This window comes from Labrys neptuniae (assembly GCF_040797145.1).
In the GTDB taxonomy this organism is placed as follows: Bacteria; Pseudomonadota; Alphaproteobacteria; order Rhizobiales; family Labraceae; genus Labrys; species Labrys neptuniae.
Genome location: NZ_JBFNQD010000025.1, coordinates 13,879 through 35,251 on the forward strand (window position 1 = coordinate 13,879; position 21,373 = coordinate 35,251).

17 protein-coding genes are annotated in these 21,373 nt (G+C 62.3%); 7 read left to right on the plus strand and 10 right to left on the minus strand.

All coding sequences use genetic code 11. From position 1 onward, the window contains the following. The first annotated feature begins 75 nt into the window (after positions 1-75). Complete coding sequence (locus ABXS05_RS32555; RefSeq protein ID WP_367626764.1) at positions 76-1,926, plus strand: sigma-54-dependent Fis family transcriptional regulator; 1,851 nt, start codon at positions 76-78, stop codon at positions 1,924-1,926. A gap of 324 nt (positions 1,927-2,250) precedes the next feature. Then, positions 2,251-2,442: a hypothetical protein gene (locus tag ABXS05_RS32560; RefSeq protein ID WP_311943345.1), complete on the plus strand. Its 192-nt coding sequence runs from the start codon at positions 2,251-2,253 to the stop codon at positions 2,440-2,442. A 139-nt stretch (positions 2,443-2,581) separates the two neighbouring features. Here ABXS05_RS32560 and ABXS05_RS32565 read toward each other — a convergent pair whose 3' ends face one another. The 7 genes from ABXS05_RS32565 to ABXS05_RS32595 form a co-directional block, all read right to left on the minus strand. After that, entirely contained in the window at positions 2,582-3,577 is a 996-nt protein-coding gene (locus ABXS05_RS32565) for a Gfo/Idh/MocA family protein (protein ID WP_311943348.1), read from the minus strand. Next, positions 3,574-4,455: a sugar phosphate isomerase/epimerase family protein gene (locus tag ABXS05_RS32570; protein ID WP_367626765.1), complete on the minus strand. Its 882-nt coding sequence runs from the start codon at positions 4,453-4,455 to the stop codon at positions 3,574-3,576. The genes ABXS05_RS32565 and ABXS05_RS32570 overlap by 4 nt, the downstream gene beginning before the upstream one ends. A gap of 46 nt (positions 4,456-4,501) precedes the next feature. Continuing rightward, positions 4,502-5,335 carry a carbohydrate ABC transporter permease gene (locus ABXS05_RS32575; protein ID WP_311943352.1) on the minus strand — a complete coding sequence of 278 codons (834 nt, stop codon included), beginning with the start codon at positions 5,333-5,335 and terminating at the stop codon, positions 4,502-4,504. Then, entirely contained in the window at positions 5,332-6,255 is a 924-nt protein-coding gene (locus tag ABXS05_RS32580; RefSeq protein ID WP_311943354.1) for a carbohydrate ABC transporter permease, read from the minus strand. The genes ABXS05_RS32575 and ABXS05_RS32580 overlap by 4 nt, the downstream gene beginning before the upstream one ends. A 70-nt stretch (positions 6,256-6,325) precedes the next feature. Then, on the minus strand, positions 6,326-7,540 hold the full coding sequence (locus tag ABXS05_RS32585) for an ABC transporter substrate-binding protein (protein ID WP_311943356.1): 1,215 nt from the start codon (positions 7,538-7,540) through the stop codon (positions 6,326-6,328). Between the two features lie 34 nt (positions 7,541-7,574). Next, positions 7,575-8,576, minus strand: coding sequence for an alpha/beta hydrolase (locus ABXS05_RS32590; RefSeq protein ID WP_311943358.1), 1,002 nt, complete (start codon positions 8,574-8,576; stop codon positions 7,575-7,577). Next, positions 8,573-9,283: a GntR family transcriptional regulator gene (locus tag ABXS05_RS32595; protein ID WP_367626767.1), complete on the minus strand. Its 711-nt coding sequence runs from the start codon at positions 9,281-9,283 to the stop codon at positions 8,573-8,575. The genes ABXS05_RS32590 and ABXS05_RS32595 overlap by 4 nt, the downstream gene beginning before the upstream one ends. A gap of 131 nt (positions 9,284-9,414) precedes the next feature. Here ABXS05_RS32595 and ABXS05_RS32600 point away from each other — a divergent pair, with 131 nt between their 5' ends. Next, positions 9,415-10,485 (plus strand): ABC transporter ATP-binding protein, encoded by a 1,071-nt coding sequence (locus tag ABXS05_RS32600; protein WP_311943362.1) that lies wholly within the window; start codon positions 9,415-9,417, stop codon positions 10,483-10,485. Positions 10,486-10,588: 103 nt separating this feature from the next. Here ABXS05_RS32600 and hmpA read toward each other — a convergent pair whose 3' ends face one another. Next, on the minus strand, positions 10,589-11,800 hold the full coding sequence (gene hmpA / locus ABXS05_RS32605) for an NO-inducible flavohemoprotein (RefSeq protein ID WP_367626768.1): 1,212 nt from the start codon (positions 11,798-11,800) through the stop codon (positions 10,589-10,591). A gap of 126 nt (positions 11,801-11,926) precedes the next feature. Here hmpA and ABXS05_RS32610 point away from each other — a divergent pair, with 126 nt between their 5' ends. From ABXS05_RS32610 to ABXS05_RS32625, 4 genes are all read left to right on the plus strand, one after another. Next, entirely contained in the window at positions 11,927-12,346 is a 420-nt protein-coding gene (locus tag ABXS05_RS32610; protein ID WP_311943366.1) for an RrF2 family transcriptional regulator, read from the plus strand. Between the two features lie 437 nt (positions 12,347-12,783). Continuing rightward, a complete protein-coding gene (locus ABXS05_RS32615; RefSeq protein WP_367626769.1) occupies positions 12,784-14,856 on the plus strand; it encodes a hydantoinase/oxoprolinase family protein in 2,073 nt (690 codons plus the stop codon). 38 nt (positions 14,857-14,894) lie between these two features. Continuing rightward, positions 14,895-16,979: a hydantoinase B/oxoprolinase family protein gene (locus ABXS05_RS32620; protein WP_311943370.1), complete on the plus strand. Its 2,085-nt coding sequence runs from the start codon at positions 14,895-14,897 to the stop codon at positions 16,977-16,979. Positions 16,980-17,308: 329 nt separating this feature from the next. Continuing rightward, a complete protein-coding gene (locus tag ABXS05_RS32625; RefSeq protein ID WP_367626770.1) occupies positions 17,309-18,952 on the plus strand; it encodes a purine-cytosine permease family protein in 1,644 nt (547 codons plus the stop codon). Between the two features lie 249 nt (positions 18,953-19,201). Here ABXS05_RS32625 and ABXS05_RS32630 read toward each other — a convergent pair whose 3' ends face one another. Both ABXS05_RS32630 and ABXS05_RS32635 read right to left on the minus strand, forming a co-directional pair. Next, positions 19,202-19,801, minus strand: a complete 600-nt coding sequence (locus ABXS05_RS32630) for an ANTAR domain-containing response regulator (RefSeq protein WP_367626771.1) — start codon at positions 19,799-19,801, stop codon at positions 19,202-19,204. Between the two features lie 123 nt (positions 19,802-19,924). Beyond that, a complete protein-coding gene (locus ABXS05_RS32635) occupies positions 19,925-21,115 on the minus strand; it encodes a transporter substrate-binding domain-containing protein (RefSeq protein WP_367626772.1) in 1,191 nt (396 codons plus the stop codon). Positions 21,116-21,373 lie beyond the last annotated feature (258 nt).

Consider the following 21,373-nt stretch of genomic DNA (forward strand, 5'->3'; position numbering starts at 1 on the left):
GGTGTGTCCAATCGGCGTACAGATCTCCCAGGCAATGGCGTTGCCGGCCGGGCTGTCGAAATCGAGGAGTAGATCATGCAGATCCTGTCGGGAATGGACCGGGCCCGAAATGCCCTCGAGCGCGGTGATCGCCTGCCCGGCGGCACCTTGCCGGTGCCGATCGCCGAAAGCTGGCAGCGTTGCAGGGATCTGGGTCTCGATCCGCGTCTCCAGCCCCGCGGTGAGGTGGTGCCATTTGCGGCGGTGACGCGTCGGCGCCAGAAAATGGAGGGCCTGCGCCGGCTGGCTCTTGCCGAGATGCAGGTTCTCTATGCTCAGATCGCCGGCTCCAATCTGATGATCGCGCTGGCGGATGCGAGCGGCATGGTGCTCGACACCATCAGCGATCAGGCCTTCACGGAGAGCGTGGCAGGGCGCTCCATCCTTCCCGGCAGCCTGTGGGATGAGGCCCGGCGGGGCACCAACGCCCTCGGGCTGGCCAGTGACAGCAGCCAGCCGGTCGGCGTTTTCGGCCGGGAGCATTACTTTACCTGCCACGCCCATTTGAGCTGCATGGCGGCGCCCATCCTGGACTCGCATGGCCAGGTCCTGGGATTGCTCGATGCATCCTGCGCCAACGAGGCGCGGCAGCAGCATACGCATGCGCTGGTGCGCATGGCCGCGGCCCAGATCGAGAACGGGCTGATCTTCCAGGAATGCGCGGACAACTTCATCCTGGCCTTCCATCCGCGCGCGGAATATCTCGATACGCTCTCGGCAGGGCTGCTGGCTCTTTCGCGGGACGGTGTGGTCACGGCGCTCAACCGTCCCGGTTCCGCCTTGTTGTCCGGGCTGCCGACCGGCGCCGGTGTGAGTTTCGACACGCTGTTCGAGATGCCTTTTGCCAGGGCACTGGATGGCCTTCTGCGCGGGGGCGTCTTCCCCATACGCGATGCGGCCGGCAGCCAGGTCCTGATGGTCTGCCGCCAGATCGCTCCCGGGCTAACGGTTCGCAATCTGCGCCGGGAACCGCAGGCGATGCAGCATGGCAGGGCCGGACCCATGCCGGAGTTCGTCTGTGCGGACGAGACGTTGAAGGCCGCGATGGCCGACATCGGGCAAGCCGTCGCCATGGGCATGCCCGTTCATCTCACCGGTGAGACGGGCACCGGCAAGGAATTGATGGCGCGCCATATCCATGCGGTGAGCGGCCGGCGCGGGGAGTTCGTTGCCGTCAATTGCGGTGCCTTGGCCGAACAGCTCTTCGTCGCAGAGATCTTCGGCCATGAGCAGGGCGCCTTCACCAATGCCCGTGCGGAGGGATCGATCGGACTGGCGCGGCAGGCCGACGCGGGCACCTTGTTCCTCGACGAAGTCGCCGATGTTCCCCTGTCCGCCCAGACGGCTTTACTGCGTTTTCTCGATGCCATGGAAGTACGGCCTGTCGGGGGGCTGAAGATCCACAAGGTCGATGTCCAGATCATCTCCGCCACCAACCGCGATCTGGAGGCGATGGTGGCGGAGCGATCTTTCCGGGCCGACCTGCTCTACCGTCTCAACGGCCTCGTCCTGCATCTGCCGCCGCTGGCGGCCCGCACCGACTTTGTGCTCGTGGTCAAGCACCTGCTGCAGGAACTGGCCCCGGGAATGGCGATCACCGATGCCGCCATCGCGAGGCTGGCTCAACGCGAATGGCCCGGCAATATCCGCGAGCTTCGCAGCGCCCTCCAGCGCCTGCTCATGCGCCAACGGGGACCATTCGTCGACGAGACCTGCTTCGTCGATGGGTCGGAGGACGTGGGTGATGCTTGCCCGGCTTGCCGGGACCGTGGTCTGGCGCGCCGGGTCTGCCAGGAGATCAGGACGACATATCGCTCCTGCCGAAACGTCACGCATACGGCACGCGCTCTGGGACTGTCGCGAACCACGATATACAAGCATTTGTGAGCCGCTTGCGGAGTGACCCAAGTTCGAGGCGCGCCTTGCGCATCGACCTATCGAGGAGATCGCTTAGCGGCTGACAATCAGCGGCCTGGCCTGGCTTGATGCCAGGATCCACTCCAATGCCGAGCTGCTCCGGCCGATGTAAATCGTCGCCTCGATCATAATTTCGTCACTTCGGGCTGAATCATGTCTCCCGGGGTTGGCTAATGCGGCTACCCGTAATCTTGGCGCTTCGGTGCGCCGGTTTTCGAGCTGGCTGTGTCCCACGCTCCGTCTTCCCAACGACTCCGAGCGCGCCGTCGCGCTCCCGATAGAAGGGAGAATCACATGGCTTTAGCATCCCGATCGAACGTAGCGACCATTGACGAGATCACCACCGACGCAACGGTCGAAGCCCTGAACGCTGCCCTGTCGCACCACGGCATTACCCCGGATCGCATCGTCGCCGTACACTACCTCGACGGCGTTTATGTCGCGAATGGACCGGGGCCGCGATTTCGAGTGCTCTTCTGGATCTAGGGCGTCGGCGCTGATCACGGAACTGGATGCGGTGTTTCGGGCCGCCGAAAAAAGCTCCCGGGCTGTTGGTGATCGCCGGCTGGCCATCGCCGCGCAAGGGCGAATTGTCGGCTGCTACAGGCCGGGTCCATTCTCGGGGTCATAGCGCCAGAACCTTTCTGAGGGTTTCGAGCCTTTCCATCGCAACCACGCCGTCCTGAATGCTCGGAGCCGGCGTGTCTTCCCCCCTGAGCGCCGGAACGACGTCGGCGAGGAGAGCGTGGTAGCCCTTGAAATCCTCGTTGGCAGCGGCGGTGAAATTGGGTTTCCAGGTGAGGCTGTCCTGGCTGTCGGTGAGGGTTGCCGCTGCATCGGCGGTCTTGAAAGGGGGATCGCGGTGCCAACGCACCTCCACCACGTCTTCGATTTCCAGGCGTTGATGATCCCCCATCACTTCGATGCGCTCGACGGGCGTGCCCCGCGACTGGATCGTGCCCATCGCGATGGTGCCGATGGCGCCGCAATCGAAGTCCAGGGCGATATGGAACAGCACCCGGCCCGGTGTCTTCTCCACCTTGCGGGCCGTCAGGCCGGTGACGGGCGAGACGAGGTGGGAGACGAGATCCATATAGTGCACGCAGTGGTGCAGGAAGAAACCGGTGTAGTCGACATTGCCGGCAAAATAGCCAGGCGCGGTCATGTAGTAGCCGGTGAGACCGAGCACGGGGCCGAACCGGCCGGACTTCAGAATGTTGTGCGCGATCTTGTTGCCCACCGAATAGCGTTTCATGAAACCGAGGAGCAACGGCTTGCCGGCTTTCTCGGACGCTTGACGCAAGAGGCGGGCCCCCTCGGCCGAGCCTGAGGGAGGCTTTTCCATGAAAACGGGCAGGCCGTGCTCCAGTGCGGCCTTGCCGAAGGCCAGGTGCTGATCGGGACCGACGGCCATGCCGACGGCATCGATGTCGGGCGTACGGATCAGCTCCATCGCATCGGTGAGCAGTGTCGAGACGCCGAACTGGCGGCCGGCATCGGCCAGGCGTTTGCCGTCGATGTCGCAAAGGGCTGCAATCTTCACGTCATGGCGCAGGAGCTGCGGCAGCAGCATCTGGGTGGCGTGCACGCCGCAACCGATCCAGCCAATATTCAAGGTCATCTGCGAAATTCCGTCAGCGAGATATGGGAGCGGATGAAGGAGGCGGAGGCGGCGAGGCGCTCGCTCTCGTCCTCATGCGGCGCGCGCCATTGCGCCAGGGGCACGCCGAAACGATCATCGTTGCGCCGGAAGGGTTCGAGCGAGACAGGCCCGTTATAATCGATGTCATGAAGGGCACGGCAGACGTCGACCCAGTCCGTGGCACCGGTTCCCGGAAAGCCGCGATGATTCTCATTGGCCTGGAAATGCACGAGGAGAGACCCGGCAAGGCGGATGGCTTCCGAGATGGAGGCTTCCTCCATATGCATGTGGAAGGTGTCGAGCATCAGCCGCACGGCGAGGTGATCGACGGCCTGGAGCAACTCCATCGCCTGCTGCGTGGTGCACAACACGTCGCTTTCGAAACGGTTCAGGGGCTCGACGGCGAGGGTCACGCCAAGGCGGGCGGCATGATCGCCTGCTTCCCTCAGGCCGGTGACGCAGCGCTGCTTGCGGGCAAGGCGTTCGGTCTCGGATACCGGCTGGGGCGCACGGCCGGCAAAGACGAGCGGATTGCCGGTCAGGGGACCGCCCACCAATGTCGCGCCGAGCGTGGCCGCGCAGTCGGCGGCATATTTCAAATAGTCGATGCCGGCACGATGGCTGGCCGCATCGTCCGAGGACAGGTTACGCTGCAGATTGACGCGAGCCGCCAACACCACCCCGAGACCGGCATCGGCCAGGGCCGCACGGGCCGCTGCCAGATCCATTTCGCCGGGCTCGGGCACCAGGAGTTCGACGAAGTCGTAACCGAGCTCCTTCATGCGGGCGAAGAGGGGAAAGTGCTCGGCGGTAAAAGGCCGGGCATATTGCATCGATATCAGGCCGATAGGATTCATTGTTTGGCTTCACAGTTTGCAGAGGGCAGGCGCGGTGCTGGCTTCATCATCCCTTCACCGCTCCTTGGGTCAGGCCGCCAACCAGGCGTTTTTGCACGATGAGAAAGAGCAGAGTCGCAGGCAGGGCGCCGACCACGCCGCCGGCGGCGAGCAGCCCCCATTCGATCTGGTATTCGCCGATCAGGGTCTGGATCGCCACGGTCACCGTGCGTACGTTCTTGCCGCCCAGAGTGAGGGCGTAGAGATACTCGTTCCAGGCGGTGATGAAGATATAGATGCCGGTGGAGATGATGCCGGGCATGGCAAGCGGCAGCACTACCCGGCGCAGGGCCGCCAGGCGCGAGCAGCCGTCGATCATCGCCGCTTCGTCGAGGCTCCTGGGGATGGCTGCCACATAGCTCGTCAGCATCCACACCGCGAAGGGAATGGCGACGGTAGCGTTGGCCAGGATCAGGCTGAGATGGGTGTCGAGCAGGCCGAGCCGGCGCATCAGCACGAAAAGCGGCAGGATCAGCAGCACCACCGGGAACATGTTGACCAGCAGGAACTGCAGCATGATCGCCCTGCGCCCGAGGAAGCGGAAGCGCGAGAAGGCATAGGCGGCCGTAACCGAGACGCCGAGGCCGACGACCACGGTGCCGAGGGCGATGATCAGGCTGTGGCCCATATTGCCGAGGAAGGAGGTCTGCTCGAACAGGCGGGTGTAATTGTCGAAGCTCCAGCCGATGGGCGAGAGCGAAACTCCGCTCGCCGCAATGCGCTCGGACGGCGTGAGCGAGGTCAGTATCATCCAGGCGAAGGGCCCGAGTGCGAAGAGCACGATCGCTGCCACCGGCAGGTCGGTGGTGAGAATGCGCCGGAGGGTCGACGGCTTGTTCATCGCTCGACCTCCTTCATGGTGCGGATGATGTAGATGGCGACGAAGGCGCCGAGCAGGATAGTGAAGGTCACCGCTATGGCCGTGCCATAGCCGAAATCGAGATTCTGGCGCGCCTTGATGAAGGCGTAGAGGGGCAAGGTGTGGGTCGCGTAGCCGGGACCGCCCCCCGTCATCACGAAGATGACGTCCATGGAGTTGGCGACCCAGATCACGCGAAGCAGCCCGGCGGTCGCCAGGACCGGAGCAATGCCGGGCAGGGTGACGTTGACGAACTGACGCCAGGGCGTCGCGCCGTCGATGGAGGCAGCCTCGTACTGGCTGCGCGGAATGCCTTGCAAGCCGGCGAGGATCATCACGGCAAAGAAGGGAAAGCCCTGCCAGGTGAGGGTGGCGATCACGGCATAGAGCGCGACATTGGGATCGGCGAGCCAGGGCACTGCGCTCTGGATCAGATGCACGCCGAGCAGCATGTCGTTGAGCACGCCGGTGTTGGGATCGTAGATCCAGCGCCACATCAAGGCGATGACCACGCTCGGCAGCGCCCAGGGGATGATGATCAGCGCGCGGGCAAGGCCGCGCCAGGGAAAATCGCGATTGAGCAGCAGGGCGGCAACCAGGCCGAGCCCCATCTGCAGCGGCACCGTGAGGCCGATCCAGATCACCGTGTGCCAGAGAGCCGTCCAGAACACCGGATCGGCGAACAGCTTGATGTAGTTGCTCAAGCCGACGAATCTGGCGGCATTGGGCTTCCACAGCACCAGATCGAACAGGCTCGTATAGACGGCCTCGATCATCGGGACGAAGACGACGACAAACACCACCAGCAAGGCCGGCGCCAGCAGGGCATAGGGCATCAGCCGCGTCCGCAGGGGGACCGCGAATTCCCGATCGAGTTCGGAGGTGGACGAGTGCAGCGACATGGCCCGGCGCGATGGTGAGAGGGGAGAAAGGGGCTCTCTGTGCGGCGCACAGAAAGCCCGGTGCCCTTACCTAGTTTGCAAACAGCGTCTGCAATTGCTGCATCATCTGCTCGGGCGTCGCTGCGCCTGTCAGGGCCTGCTGCATGTTGGTCTGCCAGGCCGTGTTGACGAATTCGGTCGTGGCCGGGGTCTGCGGCAGCACCGAGGCGAAGGGCAGCGACTGCACGGTGGCATCCACGAAACGCCGCTGGTGCAGCGTCCAGTTGGCCGAGCCCGACTTGGTCACCGTCATCTGGCCGGTGGCCTTGTTGAACTCGACATTGTTCTGTCCCTCCGCCAGGAAGGAGATCCATTTCCAGGCGGCGTCCTTCGCCTGCGAGGAGGAAAAGACCGCCAGCGATTCATCGCCATAGGAGGTCCACTGCTTGCCGTTGCAGGCCGGGGCGGGTACCGCCGAGACCTTGTCGCCCAGGGCTTTGACGAGGTCGTTGGACGAGCCGACATGGTGGATGGTCATCGCGGTCTTGCCGGCCTTGAAGGCTGCGATGATTTCCTGGAAGCCGTCGTTGGGCGCGGAGGGCGGAATCGACTTGTCCTCCCGGAACATGTCGACCAGCCATTTGTTGGCGGCAATCGCTTCCGGCGTGGTCAGGCCGCCCGGCTCGAGCTTGGCGCCCCTGGAAAAGACGAAAGTGCCCCACTGGTCCCAGCCGCCCTTGCCGCCGCGCAGACCGAAGCCATAGGTCTCCGGCGCCTTGGTGAGTTTCTTGGCGTCTTCGCGGAACTCGTCGCAGGTCTTGGGCGGCTCCAGCCCCGCGGCCTTGAACAGGTCGGCGCGGTAATAAAGATAGAGAACGACATATTGGATCGGCAGATAATATTGCTTGCCGTCCGGCCCCTTGTTGAGGTTGAGGAGATTGTCGAGCAGGTCCGCCTTGCCGGGCCAGGCATCGATGCGGTCGCCGATCGGCTCCAGGGCTCCCATCTCGACGAGGCGGGGCTGGGCGAACAGCTTCACCATGGCGGCATCGGGTGCATTGCCGCCGACGATCGCCGTGTAGAGATTGTCGTAATAGGAGTTCCACGGCACGTTTTCGGCTTCGACCTTGATGCCGGGATTGGCTGCCTCGAACTTCTTGATGAGATCGTCCATCGGGTTGGCCGGATTGTCGAAATGATACCAGAAGCGCACGGTCTGCGCCTTGGCGGCCCCGAGCATCACGCTGGCGCTCAGGGCGCAGGCGACGCCGAGTGCCTTCAGCGTTTTCTTCAGTCCTGTTCTCATCGTCTCCTCCCGAAGAATGTGTTTTGATGCCGGTTCATGCCGGCTTGATCATTGACGTTGCCGCTTGACCTGCGGTCTTGAGGGCGTTGCGGGCTGCGCTCAGCCCGATGCTCATCTGTAAAAAGCCGTGCGTCACGCCCTTGACGATGTGTGTCTCGGCCGGCCGTCCCACCGAGCGCAGGCGCGCTGCCAGATTGAGCGTGTCCGACAAGAGCGGATCGATCTCCGCGGCCAGAAGGAAGAGGGGCGGCAGACCACGCAGAGCCTCGTCACTGGCATGGAGGGGCGAAGCGAGTGCCTCCTGGCGTGCCTTCGGATCGGGCAGGTACCAGTTCCAGTAGCGCTGCATCCGCGCCGTGGTGAGACCGGGCCCCTCGGCAAAGCGCCGATAGGACGCCGTCTCGAAATCCGCGTCATAGACGCCGTAGAAGAGCAGGGCGCCGTCGGGGGCCTTGTATCCACGGGCCTGTCCGCGAAGCATGGCCGCCAGGGCAAGGTTGGCGCCTGCCGAGTCACCGGACAGCAGAAGCGGGCCGGGGCGGATGCCGAACGGGGCCGTGCTCTCGAAGACACTGCCGAGACAGGCAATCACATCATGCAGCCCCGCCGGGAAGGGATGCTCCGGCGCAAGGCGATAGTCGGGCATGAGAACGGGCAGGCCGGTCTCGATGGCGAGGACCCGGGCGCACCGTTCATGGGTCTGAGGGCTGCAGAAGGCAAAGCCGCCGCCATGGACGAAGACCAGGGCACCGTCTCCCGCCTGCGGGGGGATCAGCACCTTGACGCGGCAGTCGGCCGACGGGAGCGCCGGATCCGCGGGGATGATGACGTCGCCCGCAAAGGCCATTGCCGGCAGGTCGCGGTTCCAGCGCTGGTTGAGGCGCGCGGCAAGGGCGCGACCCTCGGCCGGCGGCAGCAGCGTCGTATCGGGCTGCGGACCGATCTCATCGTCGATGGCGGCCAGGAGGCGTGCCAGCTCCGGATCGAGCCGGCCGGGCAATTCTTCGACCCGCATGTCGGGGAAAGGGACGTTCATTGCCCTGCTCCCGGAAAAACGTTGGGCCCGAAATCGACGATGGTCGCGATATGGTGCTCAAGGGAGGTCACGGCCGCGGCGCTGTTGCCGGCCTCGATTGCGGCTACCAGCGGCCGATGACGCTGGGCTGTCAGCACGAGATCGCGCTGGCCTTGCGTGCGCGAAATCTTGAAGCGGTGGTTGTGGATCAGGCAGCGATGCAGGATCGGATCCAGTGCGGGCAGGTCGGCATCGTGGAACAGGCGGCGGTGGAAATCGCGGTCGAAGGCGGCAAGCCCCATCTCGTCATCCTCCCGCGCGGCTTCCTCCATGGCCTCGACCAGTGCCTTCAGATCGGAAAGCAGGCTGCGGCTGGGGTTGCGCAGGGCGCGGAGCACACCGGCACATTCGATCTGCTTGCGGACGCGGAACATCTCCACGGCCTCGTCGGCCGTGCAGTCCGAGACCTGAGTGCCGCGATGGCCGCGCCGATGCACCAGCCCTTCCTCCTGGAGCTGCAGCAGGGCTTCCCGCACTGTGCCCTGGCTGCAACCGAAACGGGCGGCGAGTTCCAGTTCCACCAGCGGTTCGCCGGGAGCGAGTTCGCCGAGCATGATGTCATGCTTGAGGGCATCGAAGGCGATCGCCGAGCGCGCGGCAGGGCCGTGCCGGGTGCCTTTGGCGCGGAGTGCCGGGTCGAAACGCCGAGATGCTGGCCGCTCGCTCATGTCTCCCCCTTGTGCTGGCGCCCATCTTGTGAGTGTTCGCTTACCTCTTGCAATTATCATTATTGATATTGATAATCAGGTCAAGGGCTGGAAAGGCCTCGCTTGTCGCAGGCAGCATCGGGGAGAACGCAATGGCGGGCATTGGCCTCAGGGATATTCGCAAGTCCTACGGCACCCATATGGTGATCCATGGTGTCGACCTCGATATCGCCGAGGGCGAATTCCTGGTGCTGGTCGGTCCGTCGGGCTGCGGCAAATCCACCTTGCTGCGCATGGTCGCCGGGCTCGAAGAGATCACGGGTGGAGAGATGCGCATCGGGGATAGGGTGGTGAATGCGCTTACGCCTGCTGAACGCAACATCGCCATGGTGTTCCAGGATTACGCGCTCTATCCGCATATGACGGTGGCCGAGAACATGGGGTTTGGGCTGCGCATGCGCGACCAGAATCCACAAATGATCGACCAGCGCGTAAGGCAAGCCGCCGAAACCCTGAAACTGGCGCCCTTGCTGGAGCGTCGGCCGGGGCAATTGTCGGGCGGGCAACGTCAGCGTGTCGCCATGGGGCGGGCCATCGTTCGTGATCCTCAGGCTTTCCTGTTCGACGAACCGCTGTCCAATCTCGATGCCGGCTTGCGGGTGGAGATGCGGCTCGAGATCGCCAAGCTGCACCGGCGCATCCAGGCAACCACGGTCTATGTCACGCATGACCAGGTCGAAGCGATGACGCTGGCCGACCGTATCGTCGTGATGAATGCGGGCCGCATGGAACAGGTCGGCCCGCCGCTCGACCTCTATCACCGTCCGGCAAGCCTGTTCGTCGCGCGCTTCATCGGCAGTCCGACCATGAACACCGTGGAAGTGAAACTGAACGGAGGCGGCGAACTGTCGATCGGCAGGGCCAGGATCGCCGTGCCATGGCTGTCGGCGGTAGCCGGAACCCCTATCGTCCTGGGTATCCGGGCGGAAGACCTTTCGCCCTGCGACGCCTCCCAGGCGTGGTTCACCGGCGAATTGGCGATGGTCGAACGTCTCGGCGGGCAGACCTTTGGCTACCTGGATGCGGGTGGAGAACGCATGATCACCGTCGAATTTCCGCGTCACAGCACCGTGAAGGTGGGAGACCTGATTTCGGTGAAGGGCGAGGGGAACGTGCTGCACCTTTTCGACGGAAAGAGCGGCCGGCGGCTGGAACCGGCCTGAAGTGAATGCAGGGCTGGGCGATGCCGGTCTGACCGCCGCCATGGAGGCGGTCGATAGTCCTTGCCGATTTCGACCGAAGAGCCCCGCATCCGAAGGGAAGTGCTCAGGCCGCGAGCAATTCGTCCGCCGGGCCGAAGAACTCGTAATGGATGCGGTCGGATCGCACGCCTGCGAGCGACAGCGCCGAAACCGCGGCCCGCAAAAAAGGCCTCGGCCCGCAGATATAGTAGTCCGCCTCGCTGGCCGGGGTATTGGCAATCAGCCAGCCGTCCGTGATGAGGCCGGCGAGATCGTAGTCGCGTCCGGCGGTCTCATCGGCGAGCGGCGTCTGGTGAAAATCGGTGACGCGCACCGCCTTGCCTCGAGAGGCCAGCGCGCGGACATGCTCGCGCATCGCATGGGTCTGGCGATTATGCGTCCCATGGATGTAGTGGACCGGAACGCTGCTGCCGGTGGCGACCAACGCCTCCAGCATCGCCACCATCGGCGTGAGGCCCACGCCGCCGGACAGGAGGACCACAGGGCGCTCGGGGCGGGCGGCAAGAAAGAACTCGCCCGCCGGCGCCGCCACCTTGAGGATCGTTCCCGCGGCGGCGTGGTCGTGGAGCCATCCCGATGCAAGACCATGGGGCTCGCGCTTCACCGAGATGCGATAGGTCTGCCCATTCGCTGCAGCCGAAATGGAATAATTGCGCTTGATAGGCGGATGGCCGGGAATGTCGAACCAGAAGGTGAGATACTGCCCTGGCTTGTGGGGCATGACGCCCTTGTCATCGACCGGCCGCAGCACGAATGATTTGATCACGCTGCTTTCGCGCACCACATCCTCCACGCGGAAATCGCGCCAGCCGTTCCAGCCGCCGATGGTTTCCTTCTGCTCGGCATAGATGCGTTCCTCGCGGGCGATCAGGATATGGGCAAGGAACCAGTAGGCCTCTCCCCATGCGGCGAGGATTTCGTCGGTTGCGGCATCCCCCAAAACGGCCTTGATCGCGCCCAGCAGGGCATCGGCGACATGGGGATAGTGCTCGGGCAGGATCTGGAGCCCGACATGCTTTTGCGCGATTCGCTCGACCGCAGGCACCAGCGCGCTCAAATTGTCGATATTGCTGGCATAGGCCAGGATGGCGCCGGTCAGCGCGCGCGGCTGCGATCCCGCATCGCCATGGTGGGACTGATTGAACAGGTCTCGAATGTCGGGGTTCCTGAACATGCGCGAATACATTTCGTGCACGATATCGAGGCCATGGGCCTCGAGGGCGGGAACGGTGGCTTTGACGAGCGCGATGGTTTGCGCACCGAGCGGCTGTGACATCACATCTCCTGTGATCTGGATGCTTTCGGGACAGGGTTTGATCGGTTCAAAAACATGTATCCTGGATGCATCTATACCGACGAAATAAAACATGCAACATTGATGCATATTTTTTGGAGCAAATCGGTGCGACTGACGCGCTACACCGACTACGCCATGCGTGTCCTGCTGTATCTGGCCAGGAAGCCGGACACGCTATGCTCGATTGGCGACATTGCGCGCGCCTATGCCATCTCGCAGAACCATCTGATGAAGGTCGTCAACGATCTGGTGAATGCAGGCTATCTGGAAAGCGTGCGGGGCCGGCATGGTGGCATTCGCCTGGCCAAGCCAGCCGCTGACATCAATGTCGGAGCCCTCGTCCGCCATACAGAGGACGATTTCGATCTGGTCGGCTGCGGGGCCTGCATCATCGCGCCGGCCTGCGGTCTCACAAGCGTGCTGGACGAAGCACTGCAATCGTTCCTGGCGACACTCGATCGCTATTCCCTGGCGGATATCATCGCCCGCAAAGGTGACTTCGGGTACCTGCTGAGAGCCTCGTAAGACAGAGGGCGTGCCTCGCCTTTGTAATAAATCCTCAGCCGGCCGAACTGAATCACGAGGATGAGCCCCTGGTGCGACCGGGAGGTTGCGATCTGAGGGGCCATCGAGGCTTTGGGGGGCCTCCCAAGGCAAGGCGGTTGCCGACGTTCGGGGAGTTGTCCTCTCGGTTTTACTGTCGCTTTCGGCCACGCGCCTATGCGCAAGCAGGGACTCCTGGGTCCAAGCCAGTGACCCCAAAAAAACGTTTGGCGAATTCAGTATTTTGTGCGTATGCTACCAGTTACGTTCAACAGAGAACGCGGTCACGGCACGTTGCGCGGCGCGCAGTAGGTACTGTGCGTGACCATCCCCCCAAACATAAAAGATAATCGTACCGCACGACATGTGTTGTGCTGTCCGGATCACACTGTCCAACGTAAATCTGGAGGAGTCCGCCTATGAATATAGACGGAAGACTGAGCAGCTATGCGTCTAATGGGTCACGTGTTCGAGTTGCCATAGACGTTGGAGGAACATTCACCGACGTTTTCATTCTGGACTCCAACGGCAACCAAACCGTTGCAAAAGTCCCGAGCACGTCCAATCCGATTGACGCCGTGATGAATGGCGCTGCCGCGGCCCGGATCGATTGGCATGACGTGGAACTGTTTACCCACGGCACGACGATCGCCACGAATGCGCTGATAACCCGTAATTTCAAGCCCGCGGCAATGGTGACGACCAAGGGGTTCCGCGATGTTCTCGAAATCGGGCGCGGTACCCGAGAAGATCCCTGGGATGCCTACAAGGAAGGCACTCCGCCCTATGTTCGCCGCCGCGATCGTTTCGCCGTCACCGAACGCATCAACTATCGCGGCGAGGTCATAGAGCCCTTCAACGAGGCCGAGGCCCGTGAAGTCGCGCGCATCCTGCGCAAGCGGAAAGTGACCGCGGTCGCGGTGTGCTTCATCAACGCCTATGTCAATGGCGCTCATGAACTGCGAATGGCCGAAATTCTCGCCGAAGAGCTCGGGCCGGATGTCGCAATCACCACGTCGCACGAAACGCACCCGGAGATCTTCGAGGACGACCGGTTTTCGACGACGGTCGCCAATACGATCTTGGCGCCGATCATCCGTCCCTATGCACGCGATATCGACCGCAGAACCAGCGAAGCCGGCTATGAGGCCGACGTGCTGCTCCTGCATTCCGGCGGAGGCGTGATTACGCCGGCGACAGCGGAAAAATATGCGGCGCGGCTCGCGGCCTCGGGCATCGCGGCGGGCGCGATTGCGAGCAGGCATTTTGCCGGCCTGTGCGGCTACAAGAACGCGATCGGTCTGGATATGGGCGGAACATCGGCCGACATTTCGCTGGCGGCGGACGGCCATTTGCGCATGACCGACAAATGGGAGGTCGATTGGGGCCATCCGATCTGTTTCCCGTCGGTCGAGGTGCTCACCATTGGTGCGGGCGGCGGCTCGCTCTCCTGGCTCGACAAGGCGGGGTCGCTGCGCAACGGCCCGCAATCGGCCGGCTCCGTGCCAGGGCCCGCCTGCTACAAGGCTGGCGGCACCGAACCGACCAATACCGATGCGAACATCATTCTGGGGCGCGTTGGTACCGAACTCGCCGGCGGCACGATGAAGCTCGATCGTGATGCCGCGCTCGGGGCAATGAAAAAGATCGCCGATGCGCTCGATCTCAATGTGATCGATGCCTCGCTCGCAACGCTCCGGGTTGCCAACGCCAACATGGCCGACGCGGTTCGCCTGATCTCCATTGCCCGCGGTCATGATCCTCGCGATTTCGCGTTGGTGGCTTTCGGAGGAGCGGGACCGCTGCACGGGGTGGACATTGCCCGCGAGCTCAACATCCCGGTGGTGATCGTGCCGCCGAACCCCGGCGTGACCTCGGCGGTCGGCTGCATGCTCGTCGATGTCCAGCACGACGTGACCCGGATGTTCTTCAAGGATGCCGTCGAGGCTGATCCTGCCGACATCGAGGCGGCGTTCAGGGAGATCGAAGCCGAAGGGCGCCAGCGACTGGAGACCGACGGCGTCGAGGAGAAGGACATGACGTTCCAGCGTCTTGTCGACATGCGCTATCGCGGCCAGTGGCGTTCGCTGGCGGTGCCGGTTTCCGGCCAGATCAAATCGATGAAAGAGGCGATTGCGATCTTCCACAGTGAATATGAGAAGGCGCACAACTTCCGGCGTGAGGACTTCCCGGTCGAGATCTATCGTCTGACCGTTCGCGCCATCGGCGTCACGCCCAAACCGTCCTTCCCGAAAGTCAAGATTGACAGGGATGCAACGGCGACACCGAAGGGGACGCGGGAGGTCTGGTTCCACGGACAGCTCGAGGCGATGACCACGAACCTCTATGACCGCGATCATCTGGCGGCCGGGGTCACGATCAAGGGACCCGCCATTATCGACCAGCTCGACTCGACCACTGTCATCCCGCCGGACTGCGTCGCCCATATCGACGAGTGGCTCAACATCCAGATCAAGCTCGACGCTGCATAAGCGGTGCCTGGCAAAGGAACATGGAGAGGAAGAACAGCATGAGCAACTCCAACAAATATGCAGGACTGTCCGACAAGGGTATTCAGCATCCGCCGCTCCCCGAGGATCGGAAGACGGTGTTCAAGACCACGCTCGACCCGATCACATTCGAGGTTCTGCGCAACGCCTTCGTCAACATCGTCGACCAGATGGCCGAACAGCTGTTGAGAACCTGCTATTCGTTCGTGATCTATTGCCGCGACTTCTCGTCGGGGCTGAGCGATCCCCAGGGCAACCTGGTGATGCAGGGAACGGGCGACATCGCCGCGCATGTGGGAACGCTCCACTATACCTGCAAGGCGGTGATCGAGGCGTTCGGCGACGACATCCACCCCGGCGACGTCTTCATCATCAACGACCCGTTCCGCGGCGGCAGTCACTTCAACGACACGCGGATCCTGCGCCCGATGTTCTACAAGGGCGAGCTGATCGGATATTCGCAGGCGAATGGCCACTGGGCCGACATGGGGGGCGCAGCACCGGGATCCTTCAACATCACGGCGCTCGATCACATGGGCGAAGGGCTGCGCATCACGCCGGTGCGTGTCTGGAGCAAGGGCGTCTGGCTCGAAGACGTGGCCCGCATGATCGCCGCCAATACGCGCAATCCCGGCGACGTCATCGGTGACATGCAGGCGCAGGCCGAGGCGACCGCGGTCGCCGAGCGTGAGATCATCCGGCTTTGCGACAAATATGGCGCCGAGACGATCAAGACCGCGTTCCAGGAAGTACAGGACTATGTCGAAGTACTCATGCGGGCGCGCCTTGCCGAATTGCCCGATGGGACCTGGTACGCCGAGGACTATATCGATCAGGACCCCAAGCTCGAAGAGGGGCTGATCCCGATCAAGATCAAGTTCACGATCGACGGCAATCACGCCCATTACGATCTGTCGGGATCGCATCCGCAGATCTCGACCTTCCTGAATGCGGCCTATGGCGGCTCGTTTGCGGGTATCGTGGCGGGAACCAAATATCAGTTCCCGGATCTGCCGCTGAACTCCGGCCTTTACCGGGCGGTAACCGTGAATGTGGGAGAACCGGGAACCGTCGTGAACGCCGATTGGCCGAGCCCCTGCGCCGGCTTCTGTTCCGGCCCGTTCGAAAAGCTGATGAACTCGGTGTTCGGCCTTTGGGCCGAGATCCTGCCCGAGCGGACCATGGGTTGCGCCTTCAATCTCGAATATCTGCTGGTTGGCGGGCGCGACACCAGGATCAAGGGACGTCCCTATTTCATGTGGTATGACTGGATGGCAGGCGGTTGGGGCGGCCGCAACGGTAGAGATGGTTTCAATGCCACCGCTCCGGTGTTCGGCGCCCAATATGGCATCCAGCCTCTCGAGGGCCAGGAGCGCCTCGCTCCCGTGCTGACGAAATGCCATGATTTCGTTCAGGACTCGGCAGGTCCCGGGGAGTCCCGAGGCGGGCTTGGCGCCGAGAAGGGCGGATCCGTCTTCGAAGGCGAGCGCATCGTGGTGTCCTATTGCTGCGATCGCGAGCGCTCCGTCACCTGGGGTATGTGGGGCGGCCTGCCCTCCATCCCGCACGGCGTGTGGCTCAACAAGGGGACGGAGAAGGAGCGCTATCTCGGCTCGATCTTCTCCAACCTGCCGATCGAGCTGGACGACGTGTTCACGCGGCCATCCGCCGGCGGCGGCGGCGTCGGCGACCCCTTGCTGCGCGACCCTCAACTCGTTTGCGAGGACGTGGCCGACGAATATGTCAGCCTCGAGCGGGCACGGATCGACTATGGCGTCGTCATCAGGGTGATCGACCGTGACCTGGCCCAGTACGAGGTCGATGTCGAGGCAACCGAGAGGGAACGCCAGCACATCGCTGCAGCTCGCCTGGGCTGGCTCGATGAGGATGCCGAGGCGATCGCTGCCGATTATCGCGCCGGAAAGCTCAACGAGATGGATTGCATCCGGCAATATGGCGTCATCCTCGATTGGGGTGACGGCACCCTCCTGCCCAATACGACCAGTCAGTTTCGCCAGATGCTCAAGCGCAGGGTCGTGCCTTATTGGGGCAAGACGCTGGCGGTCCTCGGCAAGGAAGCGACCCAAAGATCCCGCGCCGCCTAAGGCGACCGTGGAGGGGAGGCGGAGCATCAGAACGCTCCGCCTCCGCGTCAGTGCCGCTCCTTGAGGCGGCCTGCAATCGCGCTGGGTTGGCTGGGAACGCCAACGCCATCGTGTTCAGGGCAATGCGCATATCTCCGACTTCCGGGCTCACGCCGGTTCGCGTTCTGCGCGAGCAGGTCCGCGCATGCACCTGTTGAAGGTAGTTCTCGCGTGTAGGGAAACAGCCAGCCGCGACAAGAGACGGCTGGAATTTCACATCCTGCGGACCGGCCACTGATCCCTGGTTCCCCAGCTGACATTGGTACGACCGCGACCACAGAGGGGACATCATGGACACAGCCAGTAGCGTTCCAAAACCGGACATCATCTACCAGGACGAACCTGGAGTCTTGCGCCAGGCGGCCGCCGAGGATTTCTCTTTGCATATCGTGCCGCCGACGTGGCGAAGCTCGCGATTTTCGCTTGCGATGGCCTGGTTCGGCCTGATGAGCGCCATGTTCTGGGTCGTTGTCGGCAGTACCGTCGCATTGTCGGTCGGCACGGTCGATACGTTGATCGGCATTGCCTTATCAACGGTGGTCTACGGCGTTCTGTGCAATGTCGCGGCCCGCTTTGCGGCACGAAGCGGCACCAATGTGGCGCTGTTTTCCCGAGCGGTTTTCGGGCAGGTCGGCGCGACTTTCGCCGCGCTGCTGTTCGGGGTGACGATCACCTATTACGCCATTGCCGAGGGCACGATCGTCGCGATCGCGCTTCAGGATTATTTCGGCGGACCGATGAGCCTGTGGTATTTCATCGTCTGCTGCTACAGCGCCCCTCTGGTCATGCGCGGCGTCCGCACCTGGCTGGATCGGATCAACGGCGTTTTGCTACCTCTCTACGTCCTTGGTCTAATCGCCTGCGTCATCTGGGCGATCGTTACACATGGATACTCGAACAACTGGCTGACTCATCTTCCAGCAAAGAGCGCCGACATGGGTGTTCCCGGCTGGTGGTTCGCCTTCACGGTCTATATGGGCGTGTGGGTCGTGGTGATGATGACATGGGACGTGGCCCGCTTCGGCCGCAAGGAGGACGCCGTCGCCAACGGCAATACGAGCTTCGGCATTCCCTTCTATGTCGTCACCTTGCTGATCAACGGTGCGGTCGGGATCTTCATCGCCGAAACCATTCCGATCGTGGGGCCGCTGTCGGAGACGTCTGCGATCATCGGCATCGTGGCGCTGATGGGACCCTTCGGCGTGCTCCTGGTCTGGGTCAGCCAGACCAGGATCAACACGATCAACTTCTATCTTTCATCCACCAACATGCAGAACTTCTTTGCGCGGGCCTTCAAGATCTCATTGCCCCGCACCGTGTGGGTGGCGATCATGTCGGTCGTGATCTTCCTTGTGATGCTCACCAATGTCTTCGGCTACCTTCTGCAGACGCTCCAGTTCCAGGGTGTGATCATCGTTGCCTGGGTTGGTGTCGCCATGACCCATGTCGGCTGGTGCTACCTGCGCGGGATCAAGGCTGACATGCTGGAGTTTCGTCCCGGCCGGGTTCCGCTGGTCAATCCGGGCGGACTTGGAGCCTGGGTGGTCGCATCGGCGGTCGGCTGCCTGCTCCTGGTCTTCGGCGGCAGCTTTGGCGGCATCTGGGCACCGCCAATCACCTTGGCGATAGCCGTCGTCATCTATGCCGCGTCTCTGGGGATCGCGCGCGCGAACTGGTTCATCGTGGAGCGGCCGCACGACCCCAGAAGTGAAGTCGACGATCCATGGACTGCGAGGATCCGCTGCAGTCATTGTGCCCAGGCCTATATCGCCCATGAAATGGATCGCGACCCTTCATTCCGTCATGAGCCGATTTGCCTTGCATGCGCGTCCGACCGCCGCGAATTCTTGCTGGCAGCCCGGGCAGAGGCAAGAACCTATGCCGGGCGCTGCGAGCCGGTCATGCTCGGCTCTCGACGCAGTTCGGCGACGTAGAACACAATTGCGGGCTGCGCCTTCGGTGCAGCCCGGCTTGCATGACCGCCCCGGCTCGGGCCGCCAAGGCGGCATCTTCCGTGGATATCGTCAGAACGGAACTGGCCTCGTCCTTATCCGCCGTGGAAGGTCGGGAGCGCACCATTCCCCAGAGCGCTTTCCAGAAAAGTCGATAGATTTTTCGATTAGGAAAACGCGCCGAAACAAAGAGTTGGGAAAAATGACGATTCGGAGAAAAGCCATTTTTCTCTAGGGGGATGTCGGCATGTCCTCGTCGCACCAGTCGAGAGCGTTCAGAATTTCCCCGGAAACGACCTCCACCGTGGTTCGCCGTTTCATCGCCAACTGGCGCAGCATGCCATAGGCCTCCTGCTCAGAGCGGCTGTTCGTAAGCATCATCGCAAGCTTGGCGCGTTCGATCGTGCGGCAGGTTTCGAGCTTGGCCTGCATGCGGTGCAGGTTGGCGCAAAGCCGCTTTTCGCGCCGGAAATTATTCACGGTCACTAGGAGATTGGTGAGAATGCCGAAGGGGCGGATCGGCAGTCCGATGACCGCATTCGCTCGAATTCGCAGCAGCCTGTCGATCGCGAGGGGATTTTCATAATCGATGACCCCGATCAGGACCGCAGGGGGATCGTCGGCCTGCCATTCAAACGTCAGCTTGTGTTCTATGATCTGGTCGAACATTGCGAAAACGATATCGATGTTCTCGAAAGTGCTCGGCGGAGGCCAGATTTCTTCCACATGACAGCCGATCCGCATCAAATGAGACCGTAGAGCCGCGCCTTCGCTATTCTTCGGCTGGACGAGCAGGACACGCAAGGATCGCAAGTCCTTGACCGAAACCATCTGGTCCCTGTCCTTGCCACTGGAGGAATGGGAACCCCGCATGATCAGATCCTCTCACCGGCATCCGTTTGTCGCGAGCGGCTTGCCTGTCGAAGCACGTGGGGCCTCTCAGGCATCACTGGATCACTCCTGAGTGCCGAAAGAGTCGGCGCGAAGCGTTTTCGGCAGGTCGGGGGGCTGCAATGGCGTGTCCTCGTCATCCAGGAAATAGGCAGCCCGATAGGGGTCTGGCGGCACGGCGTGGCTGGTCTCGGCAACGATGTCGAACTGCCCATCCTCCCGCACGACTCCGATCTTGGGCCAGACATGCGCGTGGGAATTCAACGGGTCGATGGCGATCACACCCTGCGGCGCGTCGAAGGTCGAACCGAGGATTTGCGCACGTACGAGATTGACGTTGTCGGAATCGCACTGCCGCATCGCCTGCGCGACCACATGGGCCTGGGTGTAGGCGGCCTCCCAGCCCATGTTCGCATTTGGCTGCTCGCCATGCGCGGCCTGATACCGCTGGAGACACGATCTGTTTGCCGCGTTGGTTTGCGACTGGAAATAGGTGGCAGCGGTAATATGGCCAGATGCCGCACCGATGCCGATTTCCCGGATGTCGGTTTCGCTGGTCGTCAAGCTTGCCACCGGCATCTGGTAGGCGTCGAGGCCGTTGTCGGCATAGGCCTGGTAGAATTTCACATTCGAATTGCCGACGAAATTGTTGAACACGATATCCGGTTTGCGGCTTTTCATGTCCTTGATCAGGGCGTCAAACTCTTCGAATGACGCTTCTTCTCGAAGGTAGCGCTGGCCCACGATCTCGCCGTCGCGGGAGCTGATAAGATCCGCCATGATCCTCCCGGATTCACGCGGCCAGACATAATCCGAACCGACGATGTACAGTCTCGGCGTGAAGTTCTCCAGAAGATAAGATCCCAAGAAGAAACTATTCTGATTGGGAACTGCGCCGAAATAAACGATATTCCTTGAATATTCGAAACCTTCATATTGCGCTGGATAGCACAACAATCCATGCTCTCTGTCCAGGACGCTCAAGACAGCCTTGCGCTGGCTGGAAGTGTAGCATCCAAGGATGATGCTTGCCTTCCTTTCCGACAAAAGTTCTCGGGCCATATCCTGATATGCTGACGGCTTTCCCTCGGGATCGCCATAGATCGGAACGAGCTCTCGTCCGTTTATGCCCCCTGTTTCATTGATCTCGTCGATGGCGAATTTGGTTGCGGACAGCATGCTGCGCTCGGTTGCCGCGGTCCAACCCGTTTTCGAGAACAGCACCCCAATATGGATTGGTCGATCGCTTGTCATTATTGCGCAAGACTCCATCACACGAGAATGGGGCAACCTGCTCTTAGCCAGCAAACTTGCCTTTCAAGCGGCACTGCATTCACAGGTGATCTTGAACGCTAGATGAGCCAATCTAGGCGGTCAATGCTTTGTTCGGGATTGGCTTTTGAGGCGGTGTCCGGATGCTTGAGACCATCGCCCATGCAAAGTGTTCTTCAGCTTCCCTGGGCACCGCCGACGGCTTCGCTGTCAGGATGAATGGTTTCGGGGCAGCGGGCG